The organism is Amycolatopsis sp. NPDC051758 (assembly GCF_044453095.1).
Lineage (GTDB): Bacteria > Actinomycetota > Actinomycetes > Mycobacteriales > Pseudonocardiaceae > Amycolatopsis.
In genome coordinates this window covers 341982-367524 of sequence record NZ_JBITCJ010000012.1, presented here as the reverse complement: position 1 = coordinate 367524, position 25543 = coordinate 341982, and the positions used below count along the sequence as shown (strand labels likewise).

Here is a 25543-nt window from a genome sequence, read left to right as displayed (position 1 = left end):
GTGTTCCCACCAAGGGGGTGAACGGTTTCGACTTTGGACGTTGATTCAGGAGAAGCGTGCCGGTGCAGGCGAGAGACCACCGTAAGCGTCATCGCAACCAATAAGCGCCGGTTCTAACCAGCGCGAGTACGCCCTCGCCGCCTGAGCGAGTGCGTCTCTGTCGGCCCGGGTTCGCCTCCGACCCGGGTACCGGCATCAGCTAGGAGGCTCAGCGGCTGTCCCGGCCACGGGGAACAGTCGTGAAGCAAACAGTGGCTGGGCTCGTCACCTCAGCTTGTTCGCGTGACTGAGGGTGCCAAGTAGAGACGTAGCGGACTGCGCACGGAGAAGCCCTGTTGATACGCCAGAGGACCCGGGTTCAATTCCCGGCACCTCCACTGCGAGAAGGCCCACGCCCCTTCGGGGCTGGGCCTTCTCTTCGTTCTCGGGTGCTTGTCTGGGGGTCGGACCCCCAGGCCCCCGCCAAGGGGCTCCGCCCCCTGGACCCCTCGGGGCTTCGCCCCGGGCCCTCCTCTGGGGCTTCGCCCCTTGCCCCCTGGTGGTTGCGTGGGTGGGTGGGGGGGTGGGAGTGGGGGGCGGGGGTGCCGGTTACCGCTTGCGGGGGGCCGTCCGTCGACTGTGTGGTGGGGGCCACTTGTGGGTGAAGATTGTGTGAGTGTCATGCTGGGGGTCCGACCATGGCTCCGCACCCGCTGGGGCCGGAAGTAGGTGGCCAGATGACCTGGGCCCGGCACAATGGCAGCTCTACCGCCAATGATGAAGACAGCCGTATGGGTGTCATACGCGCTGAGGAGGCGGAACGGCTCAATGAGCAGAATGATCGGGCTTTGATCACCGTGGCCGGGCACTCCTCGGACTCGCAGGAGTGTGCTGAGCTGCTCGCCATGCTGGGGCTTGATGTCGGGCGGCGGCAGCGGGCTTCTGCTTGATCTTGTCGATCTTGCGGTTCAGGGTGGGTCCGGTGCGTTGACCACCTTGTTCCGGCCTGTTGCTTTGGCGTTGTAGAGGGCGGTGTCTGCCGCGTCCAGGAGGCGCTGCAGGGTTGTTCCCGTTCTCGGGTAGCGCGCTACGCCTATCGACACCGACAGGCCCGTTATGGACCTCTGTCCTTGCGGGACTGTCAGGATGGCGATCGCCTGGCGGATTCGTTCGGCTATTGCCGTGGTTTCCGGCTGGTTGATGCCTGGGAGCAGCACTACGAACTCTTCGCCGCCGAAGCGGCCTACCGCGTCTTCGCGGCTTCGGACCGCTGTGGTGATTGTTTGGGCTACTGCTCGGAGGACCGCGTCGCCGGCCAGGTGGCCGTAGGTGTCGTTGACCTGCTTGAAGTGGTCCAGGTCCAGCATCAGCAAGCCGAACGTGCTGTGGTGGCGCTTTGCTTCCTTCAGCTGTCGTTCGGCCAGGTGGCGCCAGCCTCCCGCGTTGTGGAGGCCGGTTTTTTCGTCGCGGTGCGCTGCCACTTCCCACTGCTTTGCCAGCACCGTGCGGTGCAGCAGCAGGACCTGGGGCAGGACCAGCACGACGAGACCGGGCAGCGTCGCCAGCGTGAGGGCGTTCAGGACGCCCAGGCACAACGTTGCCAGCTCCAGGCCGTTGTCCGACCAGGTGCCGAACAGCGCCACCGGTGTCCGGCCCGGTTCGCGACGGGCCGGGAGCACCAGCAGGGCGTTCACCACGAAGAACGTCACCACGGCCGTGGCCACGGCGAATGTTCCCGTCCGGCCGTGGGCCACCGCCGAGTGGATGTCGTTGATGCCGGTCTCGCGCAGCACCGCCTGGGCCGCGTGGCACGAGAGCAGGATGATCGCCGCGTTGCTGATCGTCCGCCAGGCCGGCAGCAGGCGGTACCAGCTGCGCACCGCCAGGTGCAGGTACAACCCGGCGACCAGGGCCGCGAGCAGTGCCGGGGGGAGCAGCAGCACCCCGGCGAACGTCCACACCGACGTCATGTTGATGTGCGGCGCCTTCGACATCCGGCGCTGGTTCCGCTCCACCCGGCGTCCGGCTTCCGCCTGGACCACGCCGAGGGCCAGCAGCGCCGCGAGTACGGCCAGGGTTCGCCGGTCGACCACGATCGGTGCCGGCCGCAGCGCCAGCACCACCGCCGTGGCCTCGCTCACCAGGCAGTACGCGGCCACCCGCGGTCCCTGCCCCCACAGCGCCCAGCGCCGGAGCCCGATCCTGTCCATCGCCCCTCGAAACGGTAGATACCGTGCGGAGCGGAATCGAGCCGTCCGGTGACAGTTGCGCCGTTCGGCCGCAGGGCGTCAGCCCGGGTGGCCGCCGATGCGCGTCGTCAGCTCGGCGGCCGTCGCCGCCACTTCGGCGGCCAGCTCGGGCCAGGTTTCCGCACACGGTTCCGCCGTGCAGTGGTGGCGCAACGTCACGCTGATCGCCGCCATCGGGCGGGCGCCGTGGTCGAAGACCGGGCAGGCCACCGAGGCGAAGCCGTCGGTGACGTGCCCGTCCTCGACCGACCAGCCGAGCCGCCGCTCCGCGGTGAGGGTGCGGCGCAGCTCGGCGAGCGTGCGCGGGCCGCGGCCGGTGCGAAGCACGAATTTCGAGGCCGACGGGAACAGCGCCCGGACGTGCGGGGCCGGCAGGTGCCGCAGGATCGCCCGGCCGGACGCGGTCAGCTGCGCCGGCAACCGGACGCCGACCTCGGTGACCAGCGTTTCCGGCCGGGCCGGACGTTCCTTGATCAGGTAGAGCGACTCGTTGCCGTGCAGCACGCCCAGGTGCGCGGTGTGCCCGGCGCGGTCGACGAGCTTGCGCAGCAGCGGCCCGGCCAGCCGCTCGAGGGGGTCGTGACGCAGGTACGCCGAGCCCAGTTCGAAGGCCGCGATGCCGAGGCCGTAGCGGCGTTCCGACGGTAGGTGGACAACGAAGCCGGCGGCCTCGAGCTCATTGAGCAGGTGGTACGTCGTCGAGCGGGGGAGCCCGGCTTCCCGCGCGATCGCCGCCGCCGTCACCGGGCCCGGGCGCGTTGCCAGCAGCCGCAGCACGGCGAGCCCGCGCCGCAGCGCCGGAACTTCACTGCTCTCACCCACCGCTCACCTCCCGCGGCCATGCGCCCCAATGTGGCGTTGGGTGCGTCCAACGCACCCAATGTGGCGTTCGGTGCGTCAGATGCACCCAACGCCACATTGGGGCGTTCGGGGCCAGGGTAACTCGGGTGTCTGGGATGTCAGACGGAACCACTCCGTGGGGCGTCCCACCAGCGGGAAGGACGATGTCCAATGGGCCCATGCCGGAAAAAGTGCTCCTGGGCCCGGAACCCCTGACCGCCGCCCAGGTTGTCGACGTCGTCCGCGGCCACGCGCCGGTCGGGCTCAGCGACGCGGCCGAGAAGAACCTCGCCGCGACCCGCCTGCACATCGAGAACCTCGCTCACGCCGTCACGCCGACCTACGGCGTCTCGACCGGCTTCGGTGCGCTCGCCACCCGCCACATCCCGGTGGAGAGCCGGACCGCGCTGCAGCGCAGCCTGATCCGCTCGCACGCCGCCGGGGCCGGGCCGGCCGTCGAGACCGAGGTTGTCCGCGGGCTCATGCTGCTGCGCCTGCGGACCCTTGCCAGTGGCTACACCGGCGTCCGGCCGGGTACCGCGCAAACGCTTGCGGCCCTGCTCAACGCGGGCATCACCCCGATCGTCCACGAGTACGGCTCGCTGGGCTGCTCCGGCGATCTCGCGCCGCTGGCCGCCGTCGCGCTGGCGCTGATGGGGGAGGGCGAAGTCGAATACCGCGGTGCGGTCATGAAGGCAGAAGAAGCGCTGAAGCACGCCGGCATCGAGCCGGTCGTCCTCGCCGAGAAGGAGGGCCTCGCCCTCACCAACGGCACCGACGGCATGCTCGGCATGCTCCTGCTCGCCGCCGCCGACCTGCACCGGCTCTTCGACATCGCCGACCTCACCGCGGCGATGAGCGTCGAGGCGCTGCTCGGCACCGACCGCGCGTTCGCCGCCGACCTCCAGGCCCTGCGCCCGCACCCCGGGCAAGCGCTGAGTGCTGCGCGGATGTGGAAAGCGCTGCAGGGTTCGAAGATCGTCGAGAGCCACCGCGGCCCGGACTGCAACCGCGTCCAGGACGCCTACTCGCTGCGCTGCGCCCCGCAGGTCCACGGCGCCGCGCGCGACAGCCTGACCCACGCCGAACTCGTCGGCGACCGTGAGCTCGCGTCCGCTGTGGACAACCCGGTCGTGCTCGCCGACGGCCGGGTCGAGTCCAACGGCAACTTCCACGGCGCGCCCGTCGCCTACGTGCTGGACTTCCTGGCCATCCCGATCGCCGACGTCGCCAGCATCGCCGAGCGCCGCACCGACCGGATGCTCGACAAGGCGCGTTCGCACGGCCTGCCGCCGTTCCTCGCCGATGACCCCGGCGTCGACTCCGGCCACATGATCGCCCAGTACACGCAGGCCGCCATCGTCAGCGAGCTCAAGCGGCTCGCGGTGCCCGCGTCCGTCGACTCGATCCCGAGCAGCGCCATGCAGGAGGACCACGTCTCCATGGGCTGGTCGGCCGCGCGCAAGCTGCGCAAGGCCGTCGAAGGCTTGACGACCGTGCTCGCGATCGAGCTGCTGACGGCCGCCCGCGCGCTGGACTTCCGGGCGCCGCTGACACCGTCCCCGGTCACCGGCGCCGTCCGCGACCTGCTCCGCACGAAGGTCGCGGGCCCCGGCCCCGACCGGCACCTGGCGCCCGAGATCGCGGCCGCCGAAGAACTCGTCCGCTCCGGCGCCGTCCTCGACGCCGCCCGTCTGGAGGTCTGATGTCCCGCGTAGTCCGTGCCGCCCGCGGCACCCAGCTCACCGCCAAGTCGTGGCAGACCGAAGCCGCGCTGCGGATGTTCCACAACAACCTCGACCCCGACGTCGCCGAGCGGCCCGAGGACCTGGTCGTCTACGGCGGCACCGGCAAGGCCGCCCGCAACTGGGCCAGCTTCGACGCGATCACCCGCGAACTGACCACTTTGGACATCGACGAGACGCTGCTCGTCCAGTCCGGCAAGCCGGTCGGCGTGTTCCGCACGCACGAGTGGGCGCCGCGCGTGCTGATCGCCAACTCGAACCTGGTCGGCGACTGGGCGACCTGGCCCGAGTTCCGCCGGCTCGAGCAGCAGGGCCTGACGATGTACGGCCAGATGACGGCCGGCTCGTGGATCTACATCGGCACCCAGGGCATCCTCCAGGGCACCTACGAGACGTTCGCCGCCGTCGCGAAGAAGAAGTTCGGCGGATCCCTTCGCGGGACGCTGACCGTGACCGCCGGCCTCGGCGGCATGGGCGGCGCGCAGCCCCTCGCCGTGACCATGAACGACGGTGTCGCGCTGGTCATCGAGTGTGACCCGCAGCGCGCGCACCGCCGCGTCGAGACCCGTTACCTCGATGAGGTCGCCGACGACCTGGACGACGCCATCGCGCGCGTCACCAAGGCCAAGCAGGAGAAGCGCGCGCTGTCGGTCGGCGTGGTCGGCAACGCCGCCGAGGTGCTGCCGGAGCTGCTCCGCCGGGGCGTCGAGGTCGACATCGTCACCGACCAGACGTCCGCGCACGACCCGCTTTCGTACCTGCCCAAGGGCGTCAGCGTCGACGACTGGCACGACTACGCGGCCAAGAAGCCCGACGAGTTCACCGACCGCTCGCGTGAGTCGATGGCCGACCACGTCGACGCCATGCTCGGCTTCCTCGACAAGGGCGCGGAGGTCTTCGACTACGGCAACTCCCTGCGCGGCGAGGCGAAGCTCGGCGGCTGCGAGCGCGCGTTCGACTTCCCCGGATTTGTGCCCGCCTACATCCGCCCGCTGTTCTGCGAGGGCAACGGCCCGTTCCGCTGGGCAGCGCTTTCCGGCGACCCGGAGGACATCGCGGCCACCGACCGCGCGATGCTGGAACTGTTCCCGGAGAACGAATCCCTGGCCCGCTGGATCAAGCTGGCCGGCGAGCGCGTCGCGTTCCAGGGACTGCCGGCGCGCATCTGCTGGCTCGGCTACGGCGAACGCCACTTGGCCGGCCTGCGGTTCAACGAGATGGTGGCCAGCGGTGAGCTGAAGGCGCCGGTCGTCATCGGCCGTGACCACCTCGACTCCGGCAGCGTCGCTTCGCCGTACCGGGAGACCGAGGGCATGGCCGACGGCTCCGACGCGATCGCCGATTGGCCGTTGCTGAACGCGCTGGTCAACACCTCGTCCGGCGCCAGCTGGGTCTCGATCCACCACGGTGGCGGGGTCGGCATGGGCCGCTCGATCCACGCCGGGCAGGTCAGCGTGGCCGACGGGACGGCGCTGGCCGCGCAGAAGCTGGAGCGCGTGCTCACCAACGACCCGGGAATGGGCGTCATCCGGCACGTCGACGCCGGTTACGATCGCGCGGCCGACGTCGCCGCCGAGCGTGGCGTGCGGGTGCCGATGCAGGAGGATGCGTGACCGCTTCTGAGCTTCTGGCCGAGATCGACGACGTCGGGCGCGACCCGAAGCGCGGTGGCTACTCCCGCCACGCCTTCGACACGCCGGAGCACGACCTGCGCACGTGGTTCGTCGACCGCGCGCTCGGGCTCGGGCTGGACGTCGAGACCGACCGCAACGGCAACATCTGGGCCTGGTGGGGGCCGCCGGGGCGCAACGCCGTGGTCACCGGCAGCCACCTCGACTCGGTGCCGGGTGGCGGCGCGTTCGACGGCCCGCTCGGTGTCGCCAGCGCACTGGCCGCCGTGGAAGCCTTGCAGGCCAAGGAGTTCCGGCCGCGCAAGCCGATCGCCGTGGTCGTCTTCGCCGAGGAGGAGGGCGGCCGGTTCGGCGTGCCCTGCCTGGGCTCGCGGCTGCTCACCGGCACCATCGACCCCGACAAGGCGCGCGGCCTGCGTGACGCCGACGGTGTGACGTTCGCCGAGGCGGCCGCGAAGGCCGGCGTCGACCCGGCGCGGATGGGGCCGGACGGCGAGCGGCTCGGCCGGATCGGACGGTTCCTCGAGCTGCACGTCGAGCAGGGACGCGGGCTGATCGACCTCGGTTCGCCGGTGGCCGTCGGCAGCACGGTGATCGCGCACGGCCGGTGGCGGTTCTCCTTCTCGGGACAGGGCAACCACGCCGGGGCGACCCTGCTCGCCGACCGCACGGACCCGATGCTGCCCGCCGCCGCGACGGTCACCGCCGTCCGGCGGCTGGCCGCGAACGTGCCGGACGCGCGGGCGACCGTCGGCCGGCTCGTGCCGACCCCCGGCGGGACGAACGTCATCGCGTCCACAGTGGACCTCTGGCTCGACGCGCGGGTGCCCGGCGAAGGCACCCCGGGACTGGTCGCCGAGATCAGCCGGGCGGCGTCGGACGCGGCGAAGGAAGAGGGCTGCCAGGTCCAGGTGACCCGGGAGTCGTACTCCGGTGACGTCGTGTTCGACGAAACCCTGCGCCGTGACCTCGGTGGCTGGCTCGGTGGGGTGCCGGAGCTGCCGACCGGCGCCGGCCACGACGCCGCGATCCTCGCCGGGTTCGTCCCGGCGGGGATGCTCTACGTGCGCAACCCGACCGGCATCAGCCATTCGCCGGAGGAGTTCGCCGAGGCCGACGACGTCGAGGCGGGTGCGCAGGCGCTGGCGACGGCGCTGGAAGAGCTGGCGCGATGACTTACTGGTGCGAACGGGCCTGGCTGCCGGACGGGATCGCCGACGCGGTCGCGATCGAGGTGTCCGACGGCCGGATCACTTCGGTGACGGCGGGTGCGCCGCGCGGTGGCGACGTCCTGAGCGGACTGACCCTGCCGGGGTTCGCGAACGGGCATTCGCACGCCTTCCACCGGGCGCTGCGGGGCCGGACGCACCACGAGCGCGGCACGTTCTGGACGTGGCGCGAACGGATGTACGCACTTGCGTCGCGGCTCGACCCCGGCACGTACTACCGGCTGGCGCGCGGGGTTTACGCCGAGATGGTCCTGGGCGGGTACACGAGTGTGGGCGAGTTCCACTACCTGCACCACGCCCCCGGCGGAAAGCCGTACGCCGACCCGAACGCGATGGGGGAGGCGCTGCGGCAGGCCGCCGCGGACGCCGGGATCCGGCTGACCCTGCTCGACACGTGTTACCTCGCGGGCGGAATCGGCGTCGAGCCGGACGAGGTCCAGCGGCGCTTCTCCGACGGCTCGGCTTCGGCCTGGGCGGAGCGCGTCGCGTCCTTGAAGGAAGACGACCTGTTCCGGGTCGGCGCCGCGATCCACTCGGTCCGCGCCGTTCCGGCGGACCAGTTGTCGCTTGTGGACAGTGCGCGGGTCGTGCACATCCACCTTTCCGAGCAGCGGGCCGAGAACGAGCAGTGCCTGGCCGCTTACGGCTGCACGCCGACCGAGCTGCTGCACAGCCGCGGGGCGCTGACCGAGCGGCTCGTCGCCGTGCACGCCACCCACCTGACCCGGCTCGACATCGAACGGCTCGGCGCCGCCCGCGCCCGCGCGTGCTTCTGCCCGACGACCGAACGTGACCTCGGCGACGGCATCGGCCCGGCCCGCGCGCTGCGCGACGCCGGGGTGCGGCTGAGCGTCGGCAGCGACAGCAACGCCGTTGTCGACGCCTTCGAGGAGACTCGCGCGCTGGAGCTGGACGACCGGCTGGCCAGTGAGGAACGCGGCCGGTTCAGCGCCGAGGAACTCCTCGAAGCCGGGACCGACCACGCTGCCGTCGGCTGGCCCGAGGTCGGTGCGCTGGCCGAAGGTCAGGGTGCGGACTTCGTCACCGTCGGCCTGGATTCGGTGCGGACGGCCGGGATCGAGCCGTCGGGTGTGGTGTTCGCCGCGTCCGGGGCCGACGTCCGGCACGTCGTCGTCGCGGGCCGCGAGGTTGTGCGGGACGGCTCGCACCTGCTCATCGAACGACCGGAAACCTTGCTGGCGAAGGAGATCGAGGCACTGTGGCAGTCCTGATCACGGGGATCGGCGAACTGACGACGAACGATCCCGAGCTGGGTCGCCTGACCGATGCCGCCCTGGTGCTCGACGGCGCCGAGGTGGCCTGGGTGGGGCCGGCCGGCCAAGCGCCGGACGCCGACGAGCGGGTCGACGTCGAAGGCCGCGCGGTGCTGCCCGGCTGGGTCGACAGTCACACGCACCTCGTTTTTGCCGGGGACCGCACCGCCGAGTTCGAAGCCCGGATGGCGGGAAAGCCGTACACCGCGGGCGGGATCGCGATCACCGTCGGCGCGACGCGCGAGGCGTCCGACGAGCAGCTGGCGGCGAACCTGCGCCGCCACGTCGAGGAGGCGGCCCGGCAGGGGACAACCTGCTTGGAGACGAAGACGGGCTACGGGCTGACCGTCGCGGACGAGGCCCGGAGCGCCCGGATCGCCGGGGAGGTGGCCGACGAGGTCACGTTCCTCGGCGCGCACCTGGTGCCGCCGGGTGCCGACGCCGAGTCCTATGTGGACCTGGTGTGCGGCGAGATGCTCGACGCCGTCGCGGAAAGCGTGCGCTGGGCGGACGTCTTCTGCGAGACCGGCGCGTTCGACGAGGCCCAGTCGGCACGGGTGCTGAAGGCTGCCGCCGGGCGCGGGCTCGGCCTGCGTGTGCACGGCAACCAGCTCGGCGAGGGTCCGGGCGTGCGGCTGGCCGTGGAGCTGGGAGCGGCGAGCGTCGACCACTGCACGTACCTTTCGGACGCCGACGTCGAGGCGCTGGCCGCGTCCGGCACGGTGGCGACTTTGCTGCCCGCGTGCGATTTGTCGACCCGGCAATCACTCGCCCCGGCACGGCGGCTGCTCGACGCGGGCGCGACGGTCGCGCTGGCCAGCAACGCCAACCCGGGCAGCTCGTACACGACGTCGATGGCGTTCTGCGTTGCGACGGCGGTGCTGCAGATGCGGATGACGATCGAGGAAGCCGTCTGGTCGGCCACGGCGGGCGGTGCGAAGGCGTTGCGCCGCGACGACGTCGGCGTGCTGCGGCCGGGCGCCCGGGCGGACATCCACGTGCTCGACGCGCCTTCGGTGACGCACTTGGCGTACCGGCCGGGAGTACCGCTGACAAAAATGGTGTGGCGCGCCGGGGATCGCGTGCGCTAACGTCGGAAACGAGGACGCGCGAAGACACAGTCCGGTATGGGTTAGTCCGGGCACCGAAGAGCAGGCTTACCTGTGCGTCCCTTCCTCGGAAGCGACGAAGGGACAGCTGTGTCCGTGATCATCATCGGTGCCGGTCTGGGTGGCCTGTGCCTCGCCCAAGGCCTGCGGCAAGCCGGAATCCCGTGCCAGGTCCACGAACGTGATCCCGCACCGGAGTTCCGGAAGCAGGGTTACCGCCTGCACATCGACGGCGCCGGCGACACGGCGCTGAGCGAGGTGCTGCGTCCCGAGCTGCACGAACTCTTCCGCGCCACCGCGGGCCGGGCGCTGCCGCACACGAACGTCTACGACGAGCAGCTGCGGCTGCTCACACGGCTGGAAGACGAGGGCACCCACCTCAACATCAACCGCTTCACCCTGCGGCAGATCCTGCTGCACGGCCAGGAAGTCCACTACGGCAAGCGATTCACGCACCACAAAACCGATGATGACGGCGTGACAGCGTTTTTCGCCGACGGGACTTCCGCGCGCGGCAGCCTGCTGGTCGGCGCGGACGGGGTCAATTCCCCGGTGCGGCGGCAGCACTTGCCGCACGCCGAAGTCGTCGACGCCGGGCTTGTGCACCTCTACGGCCGGATCCCGCTCACCGCGGACACCCGGCGGCTGTTCGACCCCGAGATGTTCGCGATTTTTTCGATGGCCGTCTCGCCGGAGCGGACGATGGCCGGGTTCGCGCCGGTCGACTACCCGGAACCGGTCGCGAGCGCGGTGGTCCGGCTGGTGCCGGACATCAAGCTGCGCGACCACGACCCTTACATGACGTGCGCGGTCGGCACGCGGCGGGAGGTCCTCGGCCGGACCGATGCCGAACTGGCCGCGTTGTCCCCGGATGACCTGCAGAAACTGGCGCTCGGCCTGGTCGACGGCTGGCATCCGCGGGTCCGCGCGTTTGTCGAGCACTGGGACGTCGCCGCGACGTTCCCGCAGCCGATCCGCACGAGCGTGCCGATCGGGCCGTGGGAACCGTCGCGGGTGACGCTCGTCGGTGACGCGATCCACGCGATGAGCCCGGCCGGTGGCGCGGGCGCCAACACCGCGTTGCGCGATGGTGCGGCGTTGGCGTCCGCGCTGGCCGGGGCTCCGCTGCTCGAGGCCGTGGCGGCCTACGAGTCCGAGATGGTGGACTACGGGTTCGCCGCCGTGCGGGAGTCCGCGGAGAACGGGCGCCGGTTCCTCGGGCAGAACCCGCTCACAACGGGAGCGTGAACGGCGTGCACTTCGGTGTGTAGGACGCATCGAGCGCGTGCAGGATCAGGCCGGTGACGTTCGGGTCGATCGCCTGGCTCAGGTGGCCCGAAGCATCGGCCGAGCAGAAGTCCTGCAGCACGATGTCCGTCGCGCCCGGCTCGTTCAGGATGCCGCTGGTGTACGGGGTGACGACCTCGTCGTACTTGCTCACGATGCTCGTGTACGCCGGGCCGGCGACGTGCACGCCGCCGCGGGCGAGGTCGTCCAGGAACGCCGACGGAGCCAGGTATTCGGTGCACGCCCCGCACGCGGTCTTCAGGATCGCCCGCAGGCCGGGCACGGTCGTCAGGAGTGCTTTGGCGAGCGCGTCGAGGCCGCCGAGGGTGGTTCCGCGGTAGTTGGCGCCGAAACCGACGAAGTGCTCGACCTTCGCCGCGCCGCCGAGGAACTTGAGGTAGTACGCGGGCATCGTGCTGCCTTCGGAGTGCCCGACGATGTCGACCTTCGCCGCGCCGGTGGCGGTGCGGACGCGGTCGACGAACCGGCCCAGCTGCGCCGCGCTGTCCCGCATGGACGCGAGCCCGCCGACCCCCGGGCCGAGGATGCCGGTGCCGTAGGTCAGGGAGTAGACGCAGTAACCCTGCGCGGCGATCTTCGGCGCGTGGAAGAACCAGTTGACCGTGTTGTTGGCGCCGAGGCCGTGCACGAGCACCACCGGCTCCGGGTGCTGCGCGCTCGGCGCGCACGACCAGTTGTTCCAGCCGCTGCCCGGCGCGGCCTCGGCGACCGCCGGAGCGGCCACGCCGAGGGTGACCGCCGCGACCAGCGTGGTCAGGATTCGCTTGGCACCGCCGTTGGTGACCCGCATCTTCCGTTGCCTCCAGTTACCCGTCAGTAGTGACGGAAGTCATGATGTGACACAGCCGGCCGGGCGCGACATGGGACGAAGCTCAGAGTTGACCGGCCGCCATTGTGATCGATCACAACGGCTTGGGCCCGGTCACAACCCGGACGAGTGAATCTTGAGCCCACTCCCAGCGCAGGCGGGGCGGTCTCCGGCCGATCATGGTCGTCTACTGTTCCGACGGCGAAACAGGAGAACGTGATGCGACGGCTGTGGTTCCTGGCGCTCTTGACGGTCCTGCTCGTGATCCCGCAGCCGGCGCAGGCCGAAACGGCGAGCTGGGACCAGCCCGGGCCGTTCTCCGTCGTCACCGAAGCCCTCGACGCCGGCCACACCGTCTTCCGGCCCGCCGACCTCGGCGGCGGCCGGCACCCGGTGATCGTCTGGGGCAACGGCACCGGCGCGATCCCCGCCGTCTACGCGCCGCTGCTGCGTCACCTCGCGTCGCACGGCTTCGTCGTCGCGGCCGCCAACACGCCGAACTCCGGCACCGGCCAGGATATGCTGGCCGGCGCCCGCACGCTCGTTGCGGAGAACAGCCGGCCCGGCAGCAAGTACTACGGCCGGATCGACACCGCGCACGTCGGCGCGACCGGGCACTCCCAGGGTGGCGGCGGGGCCATCGCCGCGGGCGCCGACCCGCTCGTCACCACCACCGTCCCGATCGAGCCGGGACCGCTCGGGTCCGTGCCCGCGCTGCACGGCCCGGTGTTCTTCCTCGGCGGCCAGTTCGACACCATCGTGCTGCCGGGGCTGCTGGTGATCCCGCGCTACTACGCCGCGTCGCACGTTCCCGCGGTCTACGGCGAGCTCGCCGGCGCCACCCACTTCACCCCGGCCGGTGACGGCGGTGGCTTCCGCGGCGCGATCACCGCGTGGTTCAGCTACTGGCTCAAGCGTGACGCGCAGGCGCGCGGTGTCTTCTTCGGCCCAGGCTGCACGCTCTGCGCCGACCCGGCGTGGTCGAAGGTGCTACGCAACACCAAGGCGCTCGAAGTCTGACGCCTTGCGGGCGCCCACGACGATCCCGGCCACCGCGACCAGGCCGCAGAGCCAGGCGAACCAGTCACCGAAGCGCGCATAGAAGGTCTTGCCCGAGCCGACCGGGACGTCGGCGACGACCACCGTGAACGGGCGGCCGCCGGTGTGCGCGTCGGCCAGGACGTGGCCCCGGGCGTCCGCGAGCATCGGCGTGCCGTGGGCCGCGCTCCACGCCACCGAGAAGCCGTTCTCGACACCGCGGATCAGGGCTGTGCGGCTGTGCACCCAGCCGTCGACGTTCTCGTCGGACGCCGGGATGAGGACCAGCCCCGTCCCGGCGTCGCCGTAGTCCCCGCTGGGATCGGCGAAGTTGACGTCCATGCACACCATGAGCCCGATCCCGGCGAGGTGCGCGAGCTCGGTGCCGTCCGCGATGTTCTTCGAATCCCCGTTGTGCCACTTGTGGTATTCGACCGGCGCACCGGACGGCGGCACGGCGAGCGCGGCGTTGAAGCGGCCTGCGGAGGTGGTGTCGAGCACGCCGGTGACCACGTCGAGGTTCCTCGTGCGGGCGACATCGGCGAAGGCGTCGACGAGCCGAGGACGGCTGGCCTGGTCCACCGCGAAGGCCGCTTCGGGGAGCACGACGGCCTGGGCGCCGTCCGGCAGCCGGCGGATCTGGTCCACATAGGACTGGACGAGCGCCTGGCCGTCCGGGGTGGCGACGTCGACCGCCCAGCGGCTCTGCCCCGGCGCGACCAGGGCGATCCGCGTCGACGGCCCGGCGGGCGCCGGAACGCTCCAGAAGACGAGCGCGCCCAGCGCGGCGGCCACGGCGACGAGCCCGGTCAGGCGGGATCGGGCGCGGACGCCGGGGGCGAGCGCGGCGGCGACGGCGGCCGGGACGAACAGCACCAGGAACTCCACCCCCCAGCCACCGGTGACCGCGGCGATCCGCAGGACGTCCGGCCGGTCGGCCTGGGTGGTCATCAAGGTGCCCATCAGCCCGGTCGGGTTGAGCAGCGAAACACCGTAGAGCGCGACGGTCCACAACGCGGGCGCGGCGAGCGCGGCCAGGAAGCCATGGCCGCGCCGGACCAGCAGCCGGAAGAGGCCCGCGGACAACACGAACAGCAGCGCGCTCCCGCCCAGGATCGCGATCGCCGCCGGGCGCGGAACCGCCAGCGAGTGCCAGAAGTAGCTCCAGCTGCCGGCGCTGCCCGCGAGGTAGGCGACAAACGCGCAGCCGAGCGCGGCCGCACCGGGGACGCGGGGCGCGAGCAGGAGGATCGGCAGCGGCGCCAGCCACGCGAGCTCGGGTACCGGATCCAGGCCCGTACCGAAGAAGAACAACACGGCCGACGTCACCGTCGCGACGACCGCCCACCCCAGCTTGTTCATCGATGCCCCTTTCGTCCGGCATCGACGGTTGCAGCCATCCGGGGTGGGCGCACTGGGCCAGACCACCGGGTGAGGGGTCGGGTTTGCCCTACCACCGCCCGAAATGTCGGCCTTGTCGAGGAAGCGCTTACGGGTTCATTGAGAGTTCAGCCAGCCGTCACGCGCTCGGGATCGGGGCCCGGGCACCCCGTGGGTAGCGTCGTATCCGACTTCTAGACGGGAGAGCCGCCCATGGACTTCTCGCTGATCGTGCTGGTGGTGATCGTCGCGGCACTCGCTTTCGACTTCACCAACGGCTTCCACGACACCGCGAACGCGATGGCCACGTCCATCGCCACCGGCGCCCTCAAGCCGCGGGTCGCGGTCGGGGTGTCCGCGGTGCTGAACCTCGTCGGCGCGTTCCTCTCGGTCGAAGTCGCGAAGACGATCTCCGGCGGCATCGTCGACGACACGAAGGTGACCCCGGTGATCATCTTCGCCGGCCTGGTCGGGGCCATCGTGTGGAACCTGGTGACCTGGCTGATCGGGCTGCCGTCGAGCTCGTCGCACGCGCTGTTCGGCGGGCTGATCGGCGCCACCTGGATCGCTTCCGGCTCGGACGCCGTCCACTTCGGCAAGGTGGTCGAGAAGGTCCTCATCCCGGCGCTCGCCTCGCCGATCGTCGCCGGGATCGTCGCGACGCTGGGCACGTTCCTCGTCTACCGGATCACCGCCCGCGCGAAGCAGGACACCGTGGGCAAGACGTTCAAGGCCGGTCAGATCGCTTCGGCCTCGCTGGTGTCGCTCGCGCACGGCACGAACGACGCGCAGAAGACCATGGGTGTCATCACGCTGACGCTGATCGCGTCCGGCTCGCTCGCCCCGAACTCGGGCCCGCCGCTCTGGGTGATCCTGACCGCGGGCACCGCGATCGCGCTCGGCACCTACCTCGGCGGCTGGCGGATCATCCAGACGATGGGCAAGAAGCTCACGGAAATCCAGACGCCGCAAGGGTTCGCGGCCGAAACCAGCGCCGCGGCGGTCATCCTCACCTCGGCGCACCTCGGGTTCGCGCTGTCCACCACGCACGTCTGCTCGGGCGGCATCATCGGCTCCGGCCTCGGCCGCAAGCTCGCCGAAGTCCGCTGGGGCGTCGCGGGCAAGATGGTCGTCGCCTGGGCGCTGACGCTGCCCGCCGCCGCGATCGTCGGCGCGATCGCCGCCGAGGTGTCGACGCTCGGCACCTGGGGCACGGTCCTGATCGGCCTCGCCGGGGTCGTCATCGCGGTGGGCATCTACCTCGCGTCGCGGCGGAACCCGATCAACGCGAATTCCATCACCGAGCCCGAGCCCGCTGTGCAGCAGCCGGCCAACGCCTGAGGAGCGCCGTGAACATCGACTGGGGTTCCCTCGGCATCGTCTTCGTCATCGCCCTCGGCTCGGTGGTCGTGCTGACGAGCCTGTTCTCCTTCGGGGTGGTCGGGCTTTCGCAGCGCGACTCGGCCCGTGCGGCGGGCGGCTCGGGCACCGGCCCGCTGGCCGGCGCGGTCGTCTGCTTCACCGTCTGCGCGGCGATCGTCGCCTTCGGGATCTACTTGATCGTCGCCTGAACACGTTCCCGCAGGCCGTCGGGCAGGCCGCCGGCCATCGGCTTCAGCGTGGCCCGGCGGTCTTCGCCCAGGTGGGTCAGCAGGTCCAGCGCCGGGGTCCAGAGGTCCTCGTCGGCGGCCGCCGCGGTGAGCAGCCGGCCGAGCCGATGGGCCGGGAGCAGGCCGACGACGTGGTCGATGCGGTTCTTGTCGTCGAGCACGAAGGCGATCCGCAGCAGGCCCGGGTCGTCGATTTCGTCGAGGGCCCGGCGGACGGTCGGGTCCGGCAGGTGGCCGACGAACCGGCCGAGGGTGATCCAGTCCTCGCGCCGGGCCAGCTCGGCGGCGACCGCGAGGACGGTGTCCAGCGGGATGCGCGAGATGATCGCGCTGGCCCGCCGCGGGTCGAGGTCGGCGGCGACCTCCGCCAGGAACCGGGGGCTCAGCCGCTTGGCGACGTCGACCCCGCGCGAGACCTCGACCAGGCCGGCGATCCGGGCGCACAGCAGCGGGCCGAACACCTTCTCGGCGATCTTGGCGAGCACCCCGCCGGGCAGCAGCCGTGCGGCCAGGGCCATCCGCTGCAGCACGGCGATGTTGGCGTCGAACAGCGTGTCGGTGACCTGGTCGCGGAACGCCCGCAGGTCGTCGGCGTCGACCCGCGCGAGGTACTCGAGGCGCTCCGGCTCGACGCCGAGGACCCGCGCCAGCTTGAGGATCTCGGCCTCGGCTTCGTAGTAGGCGGTCACAGCCCGACCGCCTTCCGGACCGCTCCGCGCAGCAGCGCGGGGACGTACCGGAGGCCTTCTTCGCCCGCTTCGGCGAGCGCCTTGGCCTGCCGCCTGCGTGCGTCGCGCAGGGCGTCGGCGAGGTCCTGCCGCTCGTGCTCTTCGAGGGCCTCGATGCCTTCGGGGAGGTAGCCGCCCAACTGCTCGGCGAGTGTGCGCTCGGCCATGGTGGATCATGATGCATCATGCGGACATGAGCATCGAGACGTCCACGGTCCGTGTCGGCGACCTTTCCGCGTACCTGGCCCGCCCGGCCGGCGGGTCAGCGTCCGGGCTGCTGCTCCTGCCGATGATCACCGGCATCGGCGAGCAGGTCCGAGCCTGGGCCGACGAGCTGGCCGGTCGTGGCGTCACGGCGCTGACCTGGGACGTCTTCCACGGCGCGAGCACCGACAACACGCCCCGCGAGGACCTCGGCGCGAAGCTCGGCGAGCTGCGTGACGAGGCCGCGCTCGCGGAGCAGACGATGTTGCTCGACCACCTGCTCGGCGACCTCAGCTGCACGTCGGCCGGAGTCATGGGCTGGTGCCTCGGCGGCCGGTTCGCGCTCCTGCTCGCGGCCCGTGACCAGCGGCTTTCCGGTGTGGTCGCGTACCACCCGACGGTCCGCGACCCGGCGCCGCCGAACCACGACCTGGACACCGTCGCCCTGGCCCCGGAGATCACGGCGCCGGTGCTCGTCGCGTACCCGGAGGCCGATTCGGTCGTCTCGCATTCGACGTTCGCGCGGCTGCAGACGGCGTTGCAGTCCCGGCCCCGGGGCGCGACGTTCACTCAGCACTTCCCGGGCGCGGAGCACGGCTTCAGCGACTCGGCGCGGCACGGCACCGCGGTCAATGCCGATGCCTTCGCGCTGTCGTGGCCGCAGACCCTGGCGTTCGTGGACAGCCTGAAGGGTTGACTTTCGGCGCGGACGATCCACAGCCCGGCGATCGCCGGTACGGCGAGCACGATGATCACCGCCAGGGTGCGCACGGTGTTGGGCGTGCTGGTGACGATCCGCTCGAGCAGCCCGACGACGGTCGGCCGGCGTTGTCTTCTCGGCATGTCGCGTTCCTTCCCGGCTAGAGATCGCCGAAGAACCGTGCAGCCTGGTCGCGGATCTGTTTCAGCCGCTTCGAGACGGCGCTGTGGTTGCGATAGCCGAGAACGTCAGCGACTTCGGTCAGCTTCGTGTAGCCGCTGGTGAGCAAAACGACGATCTGCCGGTTGGGCGGGTCCAGCAGGGCGAGGAAGTCCGCCGAAACGAGCCTCCCTTCGATCTCCGTGTCCGGGCCCTGCACCGGGATGGTGTCGGTCAGCTCGACGAAGCGGACCTTCACCTTCGACCGGGTGCGGTGGAGCTTGCGCTCGAAGTCGATGCGGGCGTTGGACCAGCGGTCCGAGAAGTCGTCTTCGACCCGGTTCGCGCGGACGGCTTCCAGGATGCCGCGCAGCCGGCCGCCGGAGTCGGCGGCTTCGACGGTCTGCTCCACGACCTCGGCTGCCTCGGCTTCGCCGCACCACAGGTCGCCGGACACCCGGGGCCTCGCCGCCGTCAGGCCTTCGCACCCCGGTTGTGTCGGGTCGATGCCGTTGTCGACCAGGGGGAATTCGCGGAGGATCTCCTGCACCACCGTGGTCACCGGAGGAATCCAGAAGTCCAGGTTGTGGGCCAGCAGCCGGATCGGGTCGTCCTTCGAGAACCCGCTGAGCGGAGATCCGGAGTTGAGGTGCCGCCAGACGGTCGACGCCCAGGCGCGAGCGAGCCGGGTTTCGAAGTCGGCAGGCAAGTGACTGTCGACGTCGAGAGCGCCGACCACGAACGGCCAGTGTCCTCCGCAGAGGCGGGGAAGCCCGAACCGGTCCAGGGTGCCGCCGGGGATCAGATGGGCCAGCGGGGAGTACTCGTAGTACCGCGACCGCGTGCGCGGGACGAAGGCCACATTGGTTTCCTCGAAACCGACGACCGATCGGAGTTCGGTCGCGAGCTCCTCGTCGTCGTAGAGGTGAATGCGGAACTGCGCGGTTTCCCAGAGCAGATTCCAGATACCGACCGCGCTCGTCAGTTCGACGAACTTCGTGGCCGAGAACGGAATTGTCACGTACTCCAGCGGGAAGGGCCGCTCGGCGCGCAAGACCGCGTTCGAGACGGTTCCGGCCGACATGGCCCACATCCGGGGGAACACCCCGGGCGTCAGGTGCTCGGGCCTTGATTCGAGCAGGCCCCGACGAGCACTCCGGTCGATCTCCTCGGCCGTCAGGCCCGGCTCGTCTTCGGTCGTCATCAGGTCCGAGGCGGTGAAGGTACTGGTCATGTTCACCCTACGACAGAGCGTCGCCGATCCGTTCCGGTCGCCGCGAAACAGCAGGCCGGCGCGGGTGAACGCGGAAGGTTGACTTTCGGCAGTGGTCCGCGCCGGAGCCGCCTTGTAGCTTCGAACCTGTGCGGGAGGTGACGAAGCGCAGGTGGCGGGTGGTGCTCGACGTCGCCCTCGGGCTGTTCCTGGCGTTCACCGTGCTCTCGGACAGCGTGGCCACCCGGTCGGCGTGGGAGCTTGCCGGCGGCCTCGCGGTGGTCGTGGGCTCGGTGGCGACGGCCCGGCGGTATCCCGTCGTCTCGCTCGGCATCGCGCAGGTCGGGACCCTCGCCGTCCCGTTCCCGTACGGCGACCACGTGCCGGTGTGGACGGTGTTCGTGCTGGTGGCGATGAGCTACCAGGCCGCGCTGCGGATGGAACGGGCGCGGCCCGCCCTGGTGATCGGCGCGGCCGTCTCGGTGCTGGGCATCCCGCTGTCGCTGCTCGTCGCGCCGGACGGCCTCGGCGACTGGGCCGCGATGATGGCGATCCTGGTGTTCGCCGGGCTCTCGCCGTGGCTGCTCGGCCGGTACATCCGGCTGCGTGGTGAGCTCGCGCGCACCGGCTGGCGGCGGGCCGAGGAGATGGAGAGCCGGCAACGGCTGGTCGCCGACCAGGCGCGGCTGCGCGAACGCGCGCGGATCGCCAGTGACATGCACGACTCGCTCGGCCACGAGCTGAGCCTGATCGCCGTCCGCGCGGCGGCGTTGGAGGTCGCGGGTGGTCTGGACGACGCGCAGCGCGGTGCGGCCGGGCAGCTGCGGACCAGCGCCGCGGCGGCGACCGAACGGCTGCGCGAGATCATCGGCGTGCTGCGCGAGGACGCCGCGCCGGTCGAACCCGTGCAGGGTGACCTCGGCGAGCTGATCGCGCGGGCGAGGGCGTCCGGGCTGCTCATCGAATCCACAGTGGACAGCGCGAAGGCGCCGCCGATGGTCGCCCGCGCCGCCTACCGCGTCGTCCAAGAAGCCCTGACGAACGTCGCGAAGCACGCGCCGGGCGCCGCGGTCATCGTCCAGGTGCGCAGCTCCGGTGAGCTGACCGAGGTGAGCGTGGTCAACGCCACGCCGCCCGCCGGCCCGCTGCCCGGCGCCGCGTCCGGCCGCCTCGGGCTGATCGGCCTGCGCGAGCGGGTCCGGCTCGTCGGCGGCACCCTGCGCGCCGGCCCGCGCGAGGGCGGGTTCGCCGTCACCGCGACGCTGCCGCATGACGCCGCGCCGGTCGAGGAGACGGCCGAGCTGCGGGAGGCCGCCGACGACGAAGTCGGGCAGTCGACGTCGGCCCGGGAGCTGGCACTGGCACGTCGCGACGTGCGCCGCAGCCTGATCCAGGCCGTCACCGTTCCGCTCGCGCTGTTCGGGGTGGTCCTCGCGGTCAGCGGGATCGTGTTCCTGTACCAGTGGAACTCGTCGGAGCTGCCGAGCCCGGCCTACGAGCGGATGCGGATCGGGCAGGCGCGCGCCGACCTGGCGCCGCAGCTGCCGGAGCACCAGCGCTCGGCCCGCCCGGTGCGCGGCGAGCCGCCGCTGCCGCCGGTGGGCGGGGTCCTGTGCGAGTACTACGGCACGGGAAGATCTTGGCTGGACGACAACTACGCCGCTTACCGGCTGTGCTTCGCCGAGGGGAAGCTGGTCGCCAAGGACGAGTTCGCCGAGGGGGCATCGTGATCAGGGTGGTACTGGCCGACGACGAAGCAATGATGCGGGCGGGGGTGGCGGCGATCCTGGGTGCGGACGCCGGGATCGAGGTGGTCGCCGAGGCCGCCGACGGTCGTTCCGCCGTGTCGCAGGCGCTCGCGACGCACCCGGACGTCGTGCTGCTGGACATCCGGATGCCGGGGCTGGACGGCCTGGGCGCGGCCGCCGAGATCCGGCGGCTGCTGCCCGCCGTCGGCGTCATCATGCTGACCACGTTCGGCGAGGACGACTACATCGAGCGTGCGCTGGGGCTCGGCGCGGGCGGGTTCCTGCTGAAGTCCGGTGACCCGCGCGAGCTGCTGGCGGGCATCCACGCCGTCGCCGACGGGGCCGCGTTCCTCTCCCCGAAGGTGGCGCAGCGGGTGATCGCCCGGCTTTCGGGTGGCCGGCTTTCCCGGGCCGCCGCGGCGCGTTCGAAGGTCGAGGTGCTGACCCCGCGCGAGCGGGAAGTGCTGACACTGGTGGGTTCCGGACTGTCCAATGCGGACATCGCGGCGAAGATGTTCGTCGTCGAGGGCACGGTGAAGGCGCACGTGAGCACGATCCTGACCCGGCTCGGGGTGAAGAACCGGGTGCAGGCGGCGATCACGGCGTACGAGGCGGGGCTGGTCGGGGGAGACGCGGAGGCCGCCAGCCGCTGATCGAGGCGCCGGAGCGGGCCGCCAGCCCGGCCGGGAGGAGGCGCGCCAGCGTGGTGCGCAGGGCGATCGCGACCGGGTTGGTCAGCTGCGGCCCGGCCTTGCCCGCCCGGACGGAAGCGTGCGCGACCCGCTGGCTGCGCGGCCGCCGTTCGGTGTCGTAGGTCTGGAGTGCTTTTTGGACGGTGTCCTCCGTGGCCACCGCGTGGGCGAGCACCACGGCGTCTTCGAGGGCCTGGCAGCCACCCTGGCCGAGGAACGGCGGCATGGCGTGCGCGGCGTCGCCGAGCAGCGCGACCCGGCCGCGGACGTACGTCCCGAGCGGCGTGCCGAGGTGGTAAAGGTCGTGGTGGAGCAGGGCTTCCGGCGGTGTGACGTCGATCAGCTCCGGGATCGGGTCGTGCCAGCCGCCGAAGTGCTCCTTCAGGTACGCCTTGAGGTCGGCCGGGCGCGCGTCCGGCTCGGTGACGTAGGAGACCCACCAATAGACGTCACCGCCGGTCAGCGGGAGGATGCCGATCTCGGTGCCGCGGTCGAAGCTGGTGCTCAGCCCGGGGATCCGGGCCGGCCGGGCGATGCCGCGGAACGCCGTGCTGCCGCAGTAGACCGGCTCCGGGCAGGCCGGGAAGAGCGCGTGGCGGATCGGGCTGCGGATGCCCTCGGCGGCGACGACCAGGTCGGCCTGCAGCTCGCCGCCGGTGAAGCGGACCAGGCCGTCTTCGGTCACTTCGGTGACCTTGACGCCGGTGCGCAGGCGGTCGGCGGGGAGGGCGTCGCGGAGCCCGGCGATGAGGTCGGCCCGGTGGATCCCGGTCAGCGGCCGCCCGTGGTGCCGTTCGAAGGCGGCGGCGTCCCAGCGGGCGAGCCACCGGCCACGGCGGTCGCGCAGGCCGCCCTGGGTCTGGACGGCGAGGTGTTCGCCGAGGTCGACACCGAGTTCGTCCAGGCAGCGCAGGGCGTTCGGCCAAAGTGAGATGCCGGCGCCGACGTCCCCGAACTCGGGCGCCTGTTCGAGGACGGTGACCGTCCAGCCGGCCCGGTGCAGCCCGATCGCCGCGCCCAGCCCGCCGATGCCCCCGCCGACCACCACTGCGTGCATGACCCCTCCTCTACATCTGTAGAGCACTCTACACCTGTAGAGTGCGCTTGTGGAACGACTCGAGGTGATCGGTGACGCGGCGATCGAAGTGATCGCGGCCGAGGGCATGCGCGGCCTGACGCACCGGGCGGTCGACCGCGCGGCGGGCCTGCCGATGGGCTCGACGTCGTACTACGCGCGCACGCGGGCGGCGCTGCTCGAGCTGACGATGGCGCGGATCGTCGCGCTGGACCAGGTCTCGCCGCGGCCCGGCGGGCTGGCGGAGTCGATCGCGGGTTTCGCGTTCGAGGCGATCACTTCGGGGCGGACGCGGATGCTGGCGCGGTACGAATTCGCCCTGGAGGCGACGCGGCGGCCGGAGCTGCGGGCGGTGTACGACGAGGGCGGGCTGCTGATCCGCCGCCTCGCGGTGGAAGCACTGGCGGCGGCGGGCTCGACGGCCCCGCAGCGGCACGCGACCGTGGTGGTGAACTGGCTGGAGGGAACGATCTTCGACTCACTGGCCGGGACGGGGTCTCTCGCGCCGCCGACTTTCGAGGCGTTGGTCGACAGCGCTCGGGAGCTCCTCACCGGCATCGGTGTGGGCTGAGGCCTGGTTGTCCACATCCCCGCCGTGATGTGGAGAACCAAGCCTCGGCAGTGGCGTTTTCCGGCTTTTGTCGGAGGGGCCCGATACGCTGGAAGCGGGGACGCCCCCCAGGGAAGGGCGGGGCGTTTCGCGCAAAGTCGGTAGCCGGCCCGCGATGGCCTGCTCCGGTATCCCAGGGTTCCTGATCGTGGGCGGTGACAGGTGATGCACCCAATGTGGCGTTCGGTGCGTCAGATGCACCCGATGCCACATTGGGTGCATCACGCCTCGAGTTGCGGCCGCGCGACCAGGTTTGAAGGTCGTTCAGCGGCAGCGGCAGCGACCGCGATGGGTCGCCCTCCGGAATGCAGTGAACGACTCTTTCATGGCGTCGGACAACAGGAAAGAGTCGTTCACTGCATTCAAGCGTCGCGGCAGCCGGCCGCTCGAGGTCCCCGGCGCGTGGTCGCTTGACCGCGACTTTGCCGGAACCCCGCCAGGGAAGGGCGGGCGGTCAGGCGTCCCGGCGGCGCAACACCGCCGCACCCGTCAGCAGCCCCGCCGCGGCCCAAGTCGCGCAGATCGCCAGCCCGACCCAGGGTGCGTACGGCGCCGGTGTCATCGTGATCGGGTTCGGTTGCCCCGCCTCGACCATCGCGTTCACCCCCGCGATCCCCGGGAAGTACGACACCAGCTCCGGCAGCCCCAGCGACGCCACGATCAGCGGCAACGGCAGCAGCAGCACGATCACCGTGACCAGCGTCCCGGCCGCGCTGCGCAACGCCCACCCGATGCCCGTGCACAGCAGCCCCAGCAACGCGAAGTACCCGCCCATGCCGGACGCCGTGGTGAAGCCGGCTTCCAGTGACGTCGGCAGGCCGTGGCCGTCCTTCACCGCGGCGGACAGGGCCATTCCCGCGCAGGAAAGCACTACGCCGTAAGCGAAGAGCACCGGCAGCAGGATCGCTGCCTTCGCGAGGACCACCCGTGAGCGCACCGGTGTCCACAGCAGCGTCGAACGGATGCCACCGCCCGCGTACTCGCTCGTCACGAACAGGGTCGCCAGCGCGATCACCGCGAACTGCGTCAGGTAGAAGCCGCCGCCGAGGGCGATGGTGTTCGCTGCTTGGGGGTCGTCGTCGAAGCGCTGGGCGATGCCGGACAGGGTGCTGTAGCCGAGCATCAGCGCGGTTCCCGTGATCAGGCACCACCAGGTCGCGCGGACCGACCAGAACTTCGTCCACTCCGCGGCCACCGCGCCGGACAGCCCGCCGCCGCGCACTCCCGAAGACGTCACCGTTGTCATGCCGACACCCCGTACTCCACCGAAGAAGCCGTCAGTTCCATGTACGCCTGCTCGAGCGACGCCGTCCGCTCGGCGAGGCCGTGCACGCGGATCCCCAGTTCGTGTGCGAGGTCGCCGACCCGGGTGACGTCGAGGCCGTCGACGACGATTTCGCCCGGCTCGCCGGGGTGCGTGAGACCGCCCTCGGCGCGCAGCCGCTGATCGAGCGTGTCGCGTTCGGCGTCGACCGGGATGCGCACCGAGACCGTGGCGCGCGAGTTGCCGGCGATGAACTCCGCCACCGGTGCGTCGGCCAGGAGCTTGCCGCGGCCGATCACCACCAGGTGGTCGGCGGTCAGCTGCATCTCGCTCATCAGGTGGCTCGAGACGAACACCGTCCGCCCCTCGGCGGCGAGCGACCGCATCAGCTGCCGCACCCAGCGGACGCCGTCCGGGTCGAGGCCGTTCACCGGCTCGTCGAACATCAGGATGCCGGGGTCGCCGAGTAGCGCGCCCGCGATGCCGAGGCGCTGCCCCATGCCGAGCGAGAACTGCCCGGCCCGCTTGCCCGCGACGTCCGAAAGCCCGACCGTCGCGAGGACTTCTTCAACCCGTGAAGCCGGGAGCCCGTTGCTGCGCGCCATGGCCAGCAGGTGCCTTCCGGCACTGCGGCCGGGGTGCAGCGCCTTGGCGTCGAGCAACGCGCCGACCTCGCGCAACGGGTGCCGCAGCTCGGCGTAGCGCCGCCCGCCGACGAGGACTTCGCCCGCCTGTGGGTGGTCGAGCCCGACGGTCATCCGCATGGTCGTCGACTTCCCGGCGCCGTTGGGGCCGAGAAACCCGGTCACCTGGCCCGGCGCGACGTCGCAGGTCAGTGCGTCGACGACGGTTTTCTCCCCGTAGCGCTTCGTCAGACCTCGAAGCGTGATCATGATCCCTCCCGGTGTTCGCCTGTACCGGGAGTCTGGGGTTTCCGGGGGTGCCGGGAC

24 protein-coding genes and 1 other RNA gene are annotated in these 25543 nt (G+C 71.3%); 15 read left to right on the top strand and 10 right to left on the bottom strand.

Going from position 1 to position 25543, the window contains the following annotated elements; translation table 11 throughout:
• The first annotated feature begins 13 nt into the window (after positions 1-13).
• Together ssrA and ACIA5G_RS43340 are read left to right on the top strand one after the other, a co-directional pair.
• Positions 14-380: a transfer-messenger RNA gene (ssrA, locus tag ACIA5G_RS43345) on the top strand.
• A gap of 336 nt (positions 381-716) precedes the next feature.
• Entirely contained in the window at positions 717-929 is a 213-nt protein-coding gene (locus tag ACIA5G_RS43340) for a hypothetical protein (RefSeq protein ID WP_395934356.1), read from the top strand.
• Positions 930-947: 18 nt separating this feature from the next.
• On the opposite strand, the gene ACIA5G_RS43335 is transcribed toward ACIA5G_RS43340, so the two are convergent.
• Both ACIA5G_RS43335 and ACIA5G_RS43330 read right to left on the bottom strand, forming a co-directional pair.
• A complete protein-coding gene (locus tag ACIA5G_RS43335) occupies positions 948-2180 on the bottom strand; it encodes a diguanylate cyclase (RefSeq protein WP_395934442.1) in 1233 nt (410 codons plus the stop codon).
• Positions 2181-2267: 87 nt separating this feature from the next.
• Positions 2268-3050: an IclR family transcriptional regulator gene (locus ACIA5G_RS43330; RefSeq protein ID WP_395934354.1), complete on the bottom strand. Its 783-nt coding sequence runs from the start codon at positions 3048-3050 to the stop codon at positions 2268-2270.
• Between the two features lie 197 nt (positions 3051-3247).
• Here ACIA5G_RS43330 and hutH point away from each other — a divergent pair, with 197 nt between their 5' ends.
• The 6 genes from hutH to ACIA5G_RS43300 all read left to right on the top strand — a co-directional run bounded on the left by hutH (position 3248) and on the right by ACIA5G_RS43300 (position 11304).
• Positions 3248-4774, top strand: a complete 1527-nt coding sequence (hutH, locus tag ACIA5G_RS43325; protein ID WP_395934352.1) for a histidine ammonia-lyase — start codon at positions 3248-3250, stop codon at positions 4772-4774.
• Entirely contained in the window at positions 4774-6426 is a 1653-nt protein-coding gene (gene hutU / locus ACIA5G_RS43320; RefSeq protein WP_395934350.1) for a urocanate hydratase, read from the top strand. The genes hutH and hutU overlap by 1 nt, the downstream gene beginning before the upstream one ends.
• Positions 6423-7619, top strand: coding sequence for an allantoate amidohydrolase (locus ACIA5G_RS43315; protein ID WP_395934348.1), 1197 nt, complete (start codon positions 6423-6425; stop codon positions 7617-7619). Before hutU ends, ACIA5G_RS43315 begins: the two co-directional genes overlap by 4 nt.
• Entirely contained in the window at positions 7616-8905 is a 1290-nt protein-coding gene (locus tag ACIA5G_RS43310; protein ID WP_395934346.1) for a formimidoylglutamate deiminase, read from the top strand. Before ACIA5G_RS43315 ends, ACIA5G_RS43310 begins: the two co-directional genes overlap by 4 nt.
• Positions 8893-10038, top strand: a complete 1146-nt coding sequence (gene hutI / locus ACIA5G_RS43305; RefSeq protein ID WP_395934344.1) for an imidazolonepropionase — start codon at positions 8893-8895, stop codon at positions 10036-10038. The genes ACIA5G_RS43310 and hutI overlap by 13 nt, the downstream gene beginning before the upstream one ends.
• Positions 10039-10146: 108 nt before the next feature.
• Complete coding sequence (locus ACIA5G_RS43300; RefSeq protein ID WP_395934342.1) at positions 10147-11304, top strand: FAD-dependent oxidoreductase; 1158 nt, start codon at positions 10147-10149, stop codon at positions 11302-11304.
• On the opposite strand, the gene ACIA5G_RS43295 is transcribed toward ACIA5G_RS43300, so the two are convergent.
• Positions 11288-12154 carry an esterase/lipase family protein gene (locus tag ACIA5G_RS43295; RefSeq protein WP_395934340.1) on the bottom strand — a complete coding sequence of 289 codons (867 nt, stop codon included), beginning with the start codon at positions 12152-12154 and terminating at the stop codon, positions 11288-11290. The two genes, ACIA5G_RS43300 and ACIA5G_RS43295, sit on opposite strands and share 17 nt — an antisense overlap.
• Positions 12155-12391: 237 nt before the next feature.
• Between ACIA5G_RS43295 and ACIA5G_RS43290 the strand changes: the two genes are divergently transcribed.
• On the top strand, positions 12392-13192 hold the full coding sequence (locus ACIA5G_RS43290) for an acetylxylan esterase (RefSeq protein ID WP_395934338.1): 801 nt from the start codon (positions 12392-12394) through the stop codon (positions 13190-13192).
• Here ACIA5G_RS43290 and ACIA5G_RS43285 read toward each other — a convergent pair.
• Entirely contained in the window at positions 13163-14572 is a 1410-nt protein-coding gene (locus ACIA5G_RS43285; protein ID WP_395934336.1) for an acyltransferase, read from the bottom strand. The genes ACIA5G_RS43290 and ACIA5G_RS43285 overlap by 30 nt on opposite strands.
• Before the next feature lie 231 nt (positions 14573-14803).
• On the opposite strand from ACIA5G_RS43285, the gene ACIA5G_RS43280 reads away from it, so the two are divergent.
• A complete protein-coding gene (locus tag ACIA5G_RS43280; RefSeq protein ID WP_395934334.1) occupies positions 14804-15931 on the top strand; it encodes an anion permease in 1128 nt (375 codons plus the stop codon).
• Between the two features lie 8 nt (positions 15932-15939).
• A complete protein-coding gene (locus ACIA5G_RS43275) occupies positions 15940-16161 on the top strand; it encodes a hypothetical protein (protein WP_395934332.1) in 222 nt (73 codons plus the stop codon).
• Here the strand turns inward: ACIA5G_RS43275 and ACIA5G_RS43270 are convergent.
• Both ACIA5G_RS43270 and ACIA5G_RS43265 read right to left on the bottom strand, forming a co-directional pair.
• Positions 16143-16889 (bottom strand): hypothetical protein, encoded by a 747-nt coding sequence (locus ACIA5G_RS43270; protein ID WP_395934330.1) that lies wholly within the window; start codon positions 16887-16889, stop codon positions 16143-16145. The two genes, ACIA5G_RS43275 and ACIA5G_RS43270, sit on opposite strands and share 19 nt — an antisense overlap.
• The gene (locus tag ACIA5G_RS43265; protein WP_086863938.1) at positions 16886-17095 is read right to left on the bottom strand and encodes a hypothetical protein; all 210 of its coding nucleotides are present in this window, start codon (positions 17093-17095) and stop codon (positions 16886-16888) included. Before ACIA5G_RS43265 ends, ACIA5G_RS43270 begins: the two co-directional genes overlap by 4 nt.
• Before the next feature lie 26 nt (positions 17096-17121).
• Here ACIA5G_RS43265 and ACIA5G_RS43260 point away from each other — a divergent pair, with 26 nt between their 5' ends.
• Positions 17122-17829 carry a dienelactone hydrolase family protein gene (locus ACIA5G_RS43260; protein ID WP_395934328.1) on the top strand — a complete coding sequence of 236 codons (708 nt, stop codon included), beginning with the start codon at positions 17122-17124 and terminating at the stop codon, positions 17827-17829.
• A gap of 163 nt (positions 17830-17992) precedes the next feature.
• Here ACIA5G_RS43260 and ACIA5G_RS43255 read toward each other — a convergent pair whose 3' ends face one another.
• Positions 17993-19225 carry a sigma-70 family RNA polymerase sigma factor gene (locus ACIA5G_RS43255; protein WP_395934326.1) on the bottom strand — a complete coding sequence of 411 codons (1233 nt, stop codon included), beginning with the start codon at positions 19223-19225 and terminating at the stop codon, positions 17993-17995.
• 128 nt (positions 19226-19353) lie between these two features.
• Here ACIA5G_RS43255 and ACIA5G_RS43250 point away from each other — a divergent pair, with 128 nt between their 5' ends.
• Together ACIA5G_RS43250 and ACIA5G_RS43245 are read left to right on the top strand one after the other, a co-directional pair.
• Positions 19354-20934, top strand: coding sequence for a sensor histidine kinase (locus tag ACIA5G_RS43250; RefSeq protein ID WP_395934324.1), 1581 nt, complete (start codon positions 19354-19356; stop codon positions 20932-20934).
• Complete coding sequence (locus ACIA5G_RS43245; RefSeq protein ID WP_395934322.1) at positions 20931-21605, top strand: response regulator; 675 nt, start codon at positions 20931-20933, stop codon at positions 21603-21605. Before ACIA5G_RS43250 ends, ACIA5G_RS43245 begins: the two co-directional genes overlap by 4 nt.
• Here the strand turns inward: ACIA5G_RS43245 and ACIA5G_RS43240 are convergent.
• Positions 21550-22701 (bottom strand): FAD-dependent monooxygenase, encoded by a 1152-nt coding sequence (locus ACIA5G_RS43240; protein ID WP_395934320.1) that lies wholly within the window; start codon positions 22699-22701, stop codon positions 21550-21552. The two genes, ACIA5G_RS43245 and ACIA5G_RS43240, sit on opposite strands and share 56 nt — an antisense overlap.
• Before the next feature lie 49 nt (positions 22702-22750).
• Here ACIA5G_RS43240 and ACIA5G_RS43235 point away from each other — a divergent pair, with 49 nt between their 5' ends.
• Positions 22751-23290, top strand: a complete 540-nt coding sequence (locus tag ACIA5G_RS43235; protein WP_395934318.1) for a TetR/AcrR family transcriptional regulator — start codon at positions 22751-22753, stop codon at positions 23288-23290.
• 493 nt (positions 23291-23783) lie between these two features.
• Here ACIA5G_RS43235 and ACIA5G_RS43230 read toward each other — a convergent pair whose 3' ends face one another.
• Positions 23784-24575, bottom strand: coding sequence for an ABC transporter permease (locus ACIA5G_RS43230; protein ID WP_395934316.1), 792 nt, complete (start codon positions 24573-24575; stop codon positions 23784-23786).
• Complete coding sequence (locus ACIA5G_RS43225; protein WP_395934314.1) at positions 24572-25486, bottom strand: ATP-binding cassette domain-containing protein; 915 nt, start codon at positions 25484-25486, stop codon at positions 24572-24574. The genes ACIA5G_RS43230 and ACIA5G_RS43225 overlap by 4 nt, the downstream gene beginning before the upstream one ends.
• Between the last annotated feature and the right edge of the window lie 57 nt (positions 25487-25543).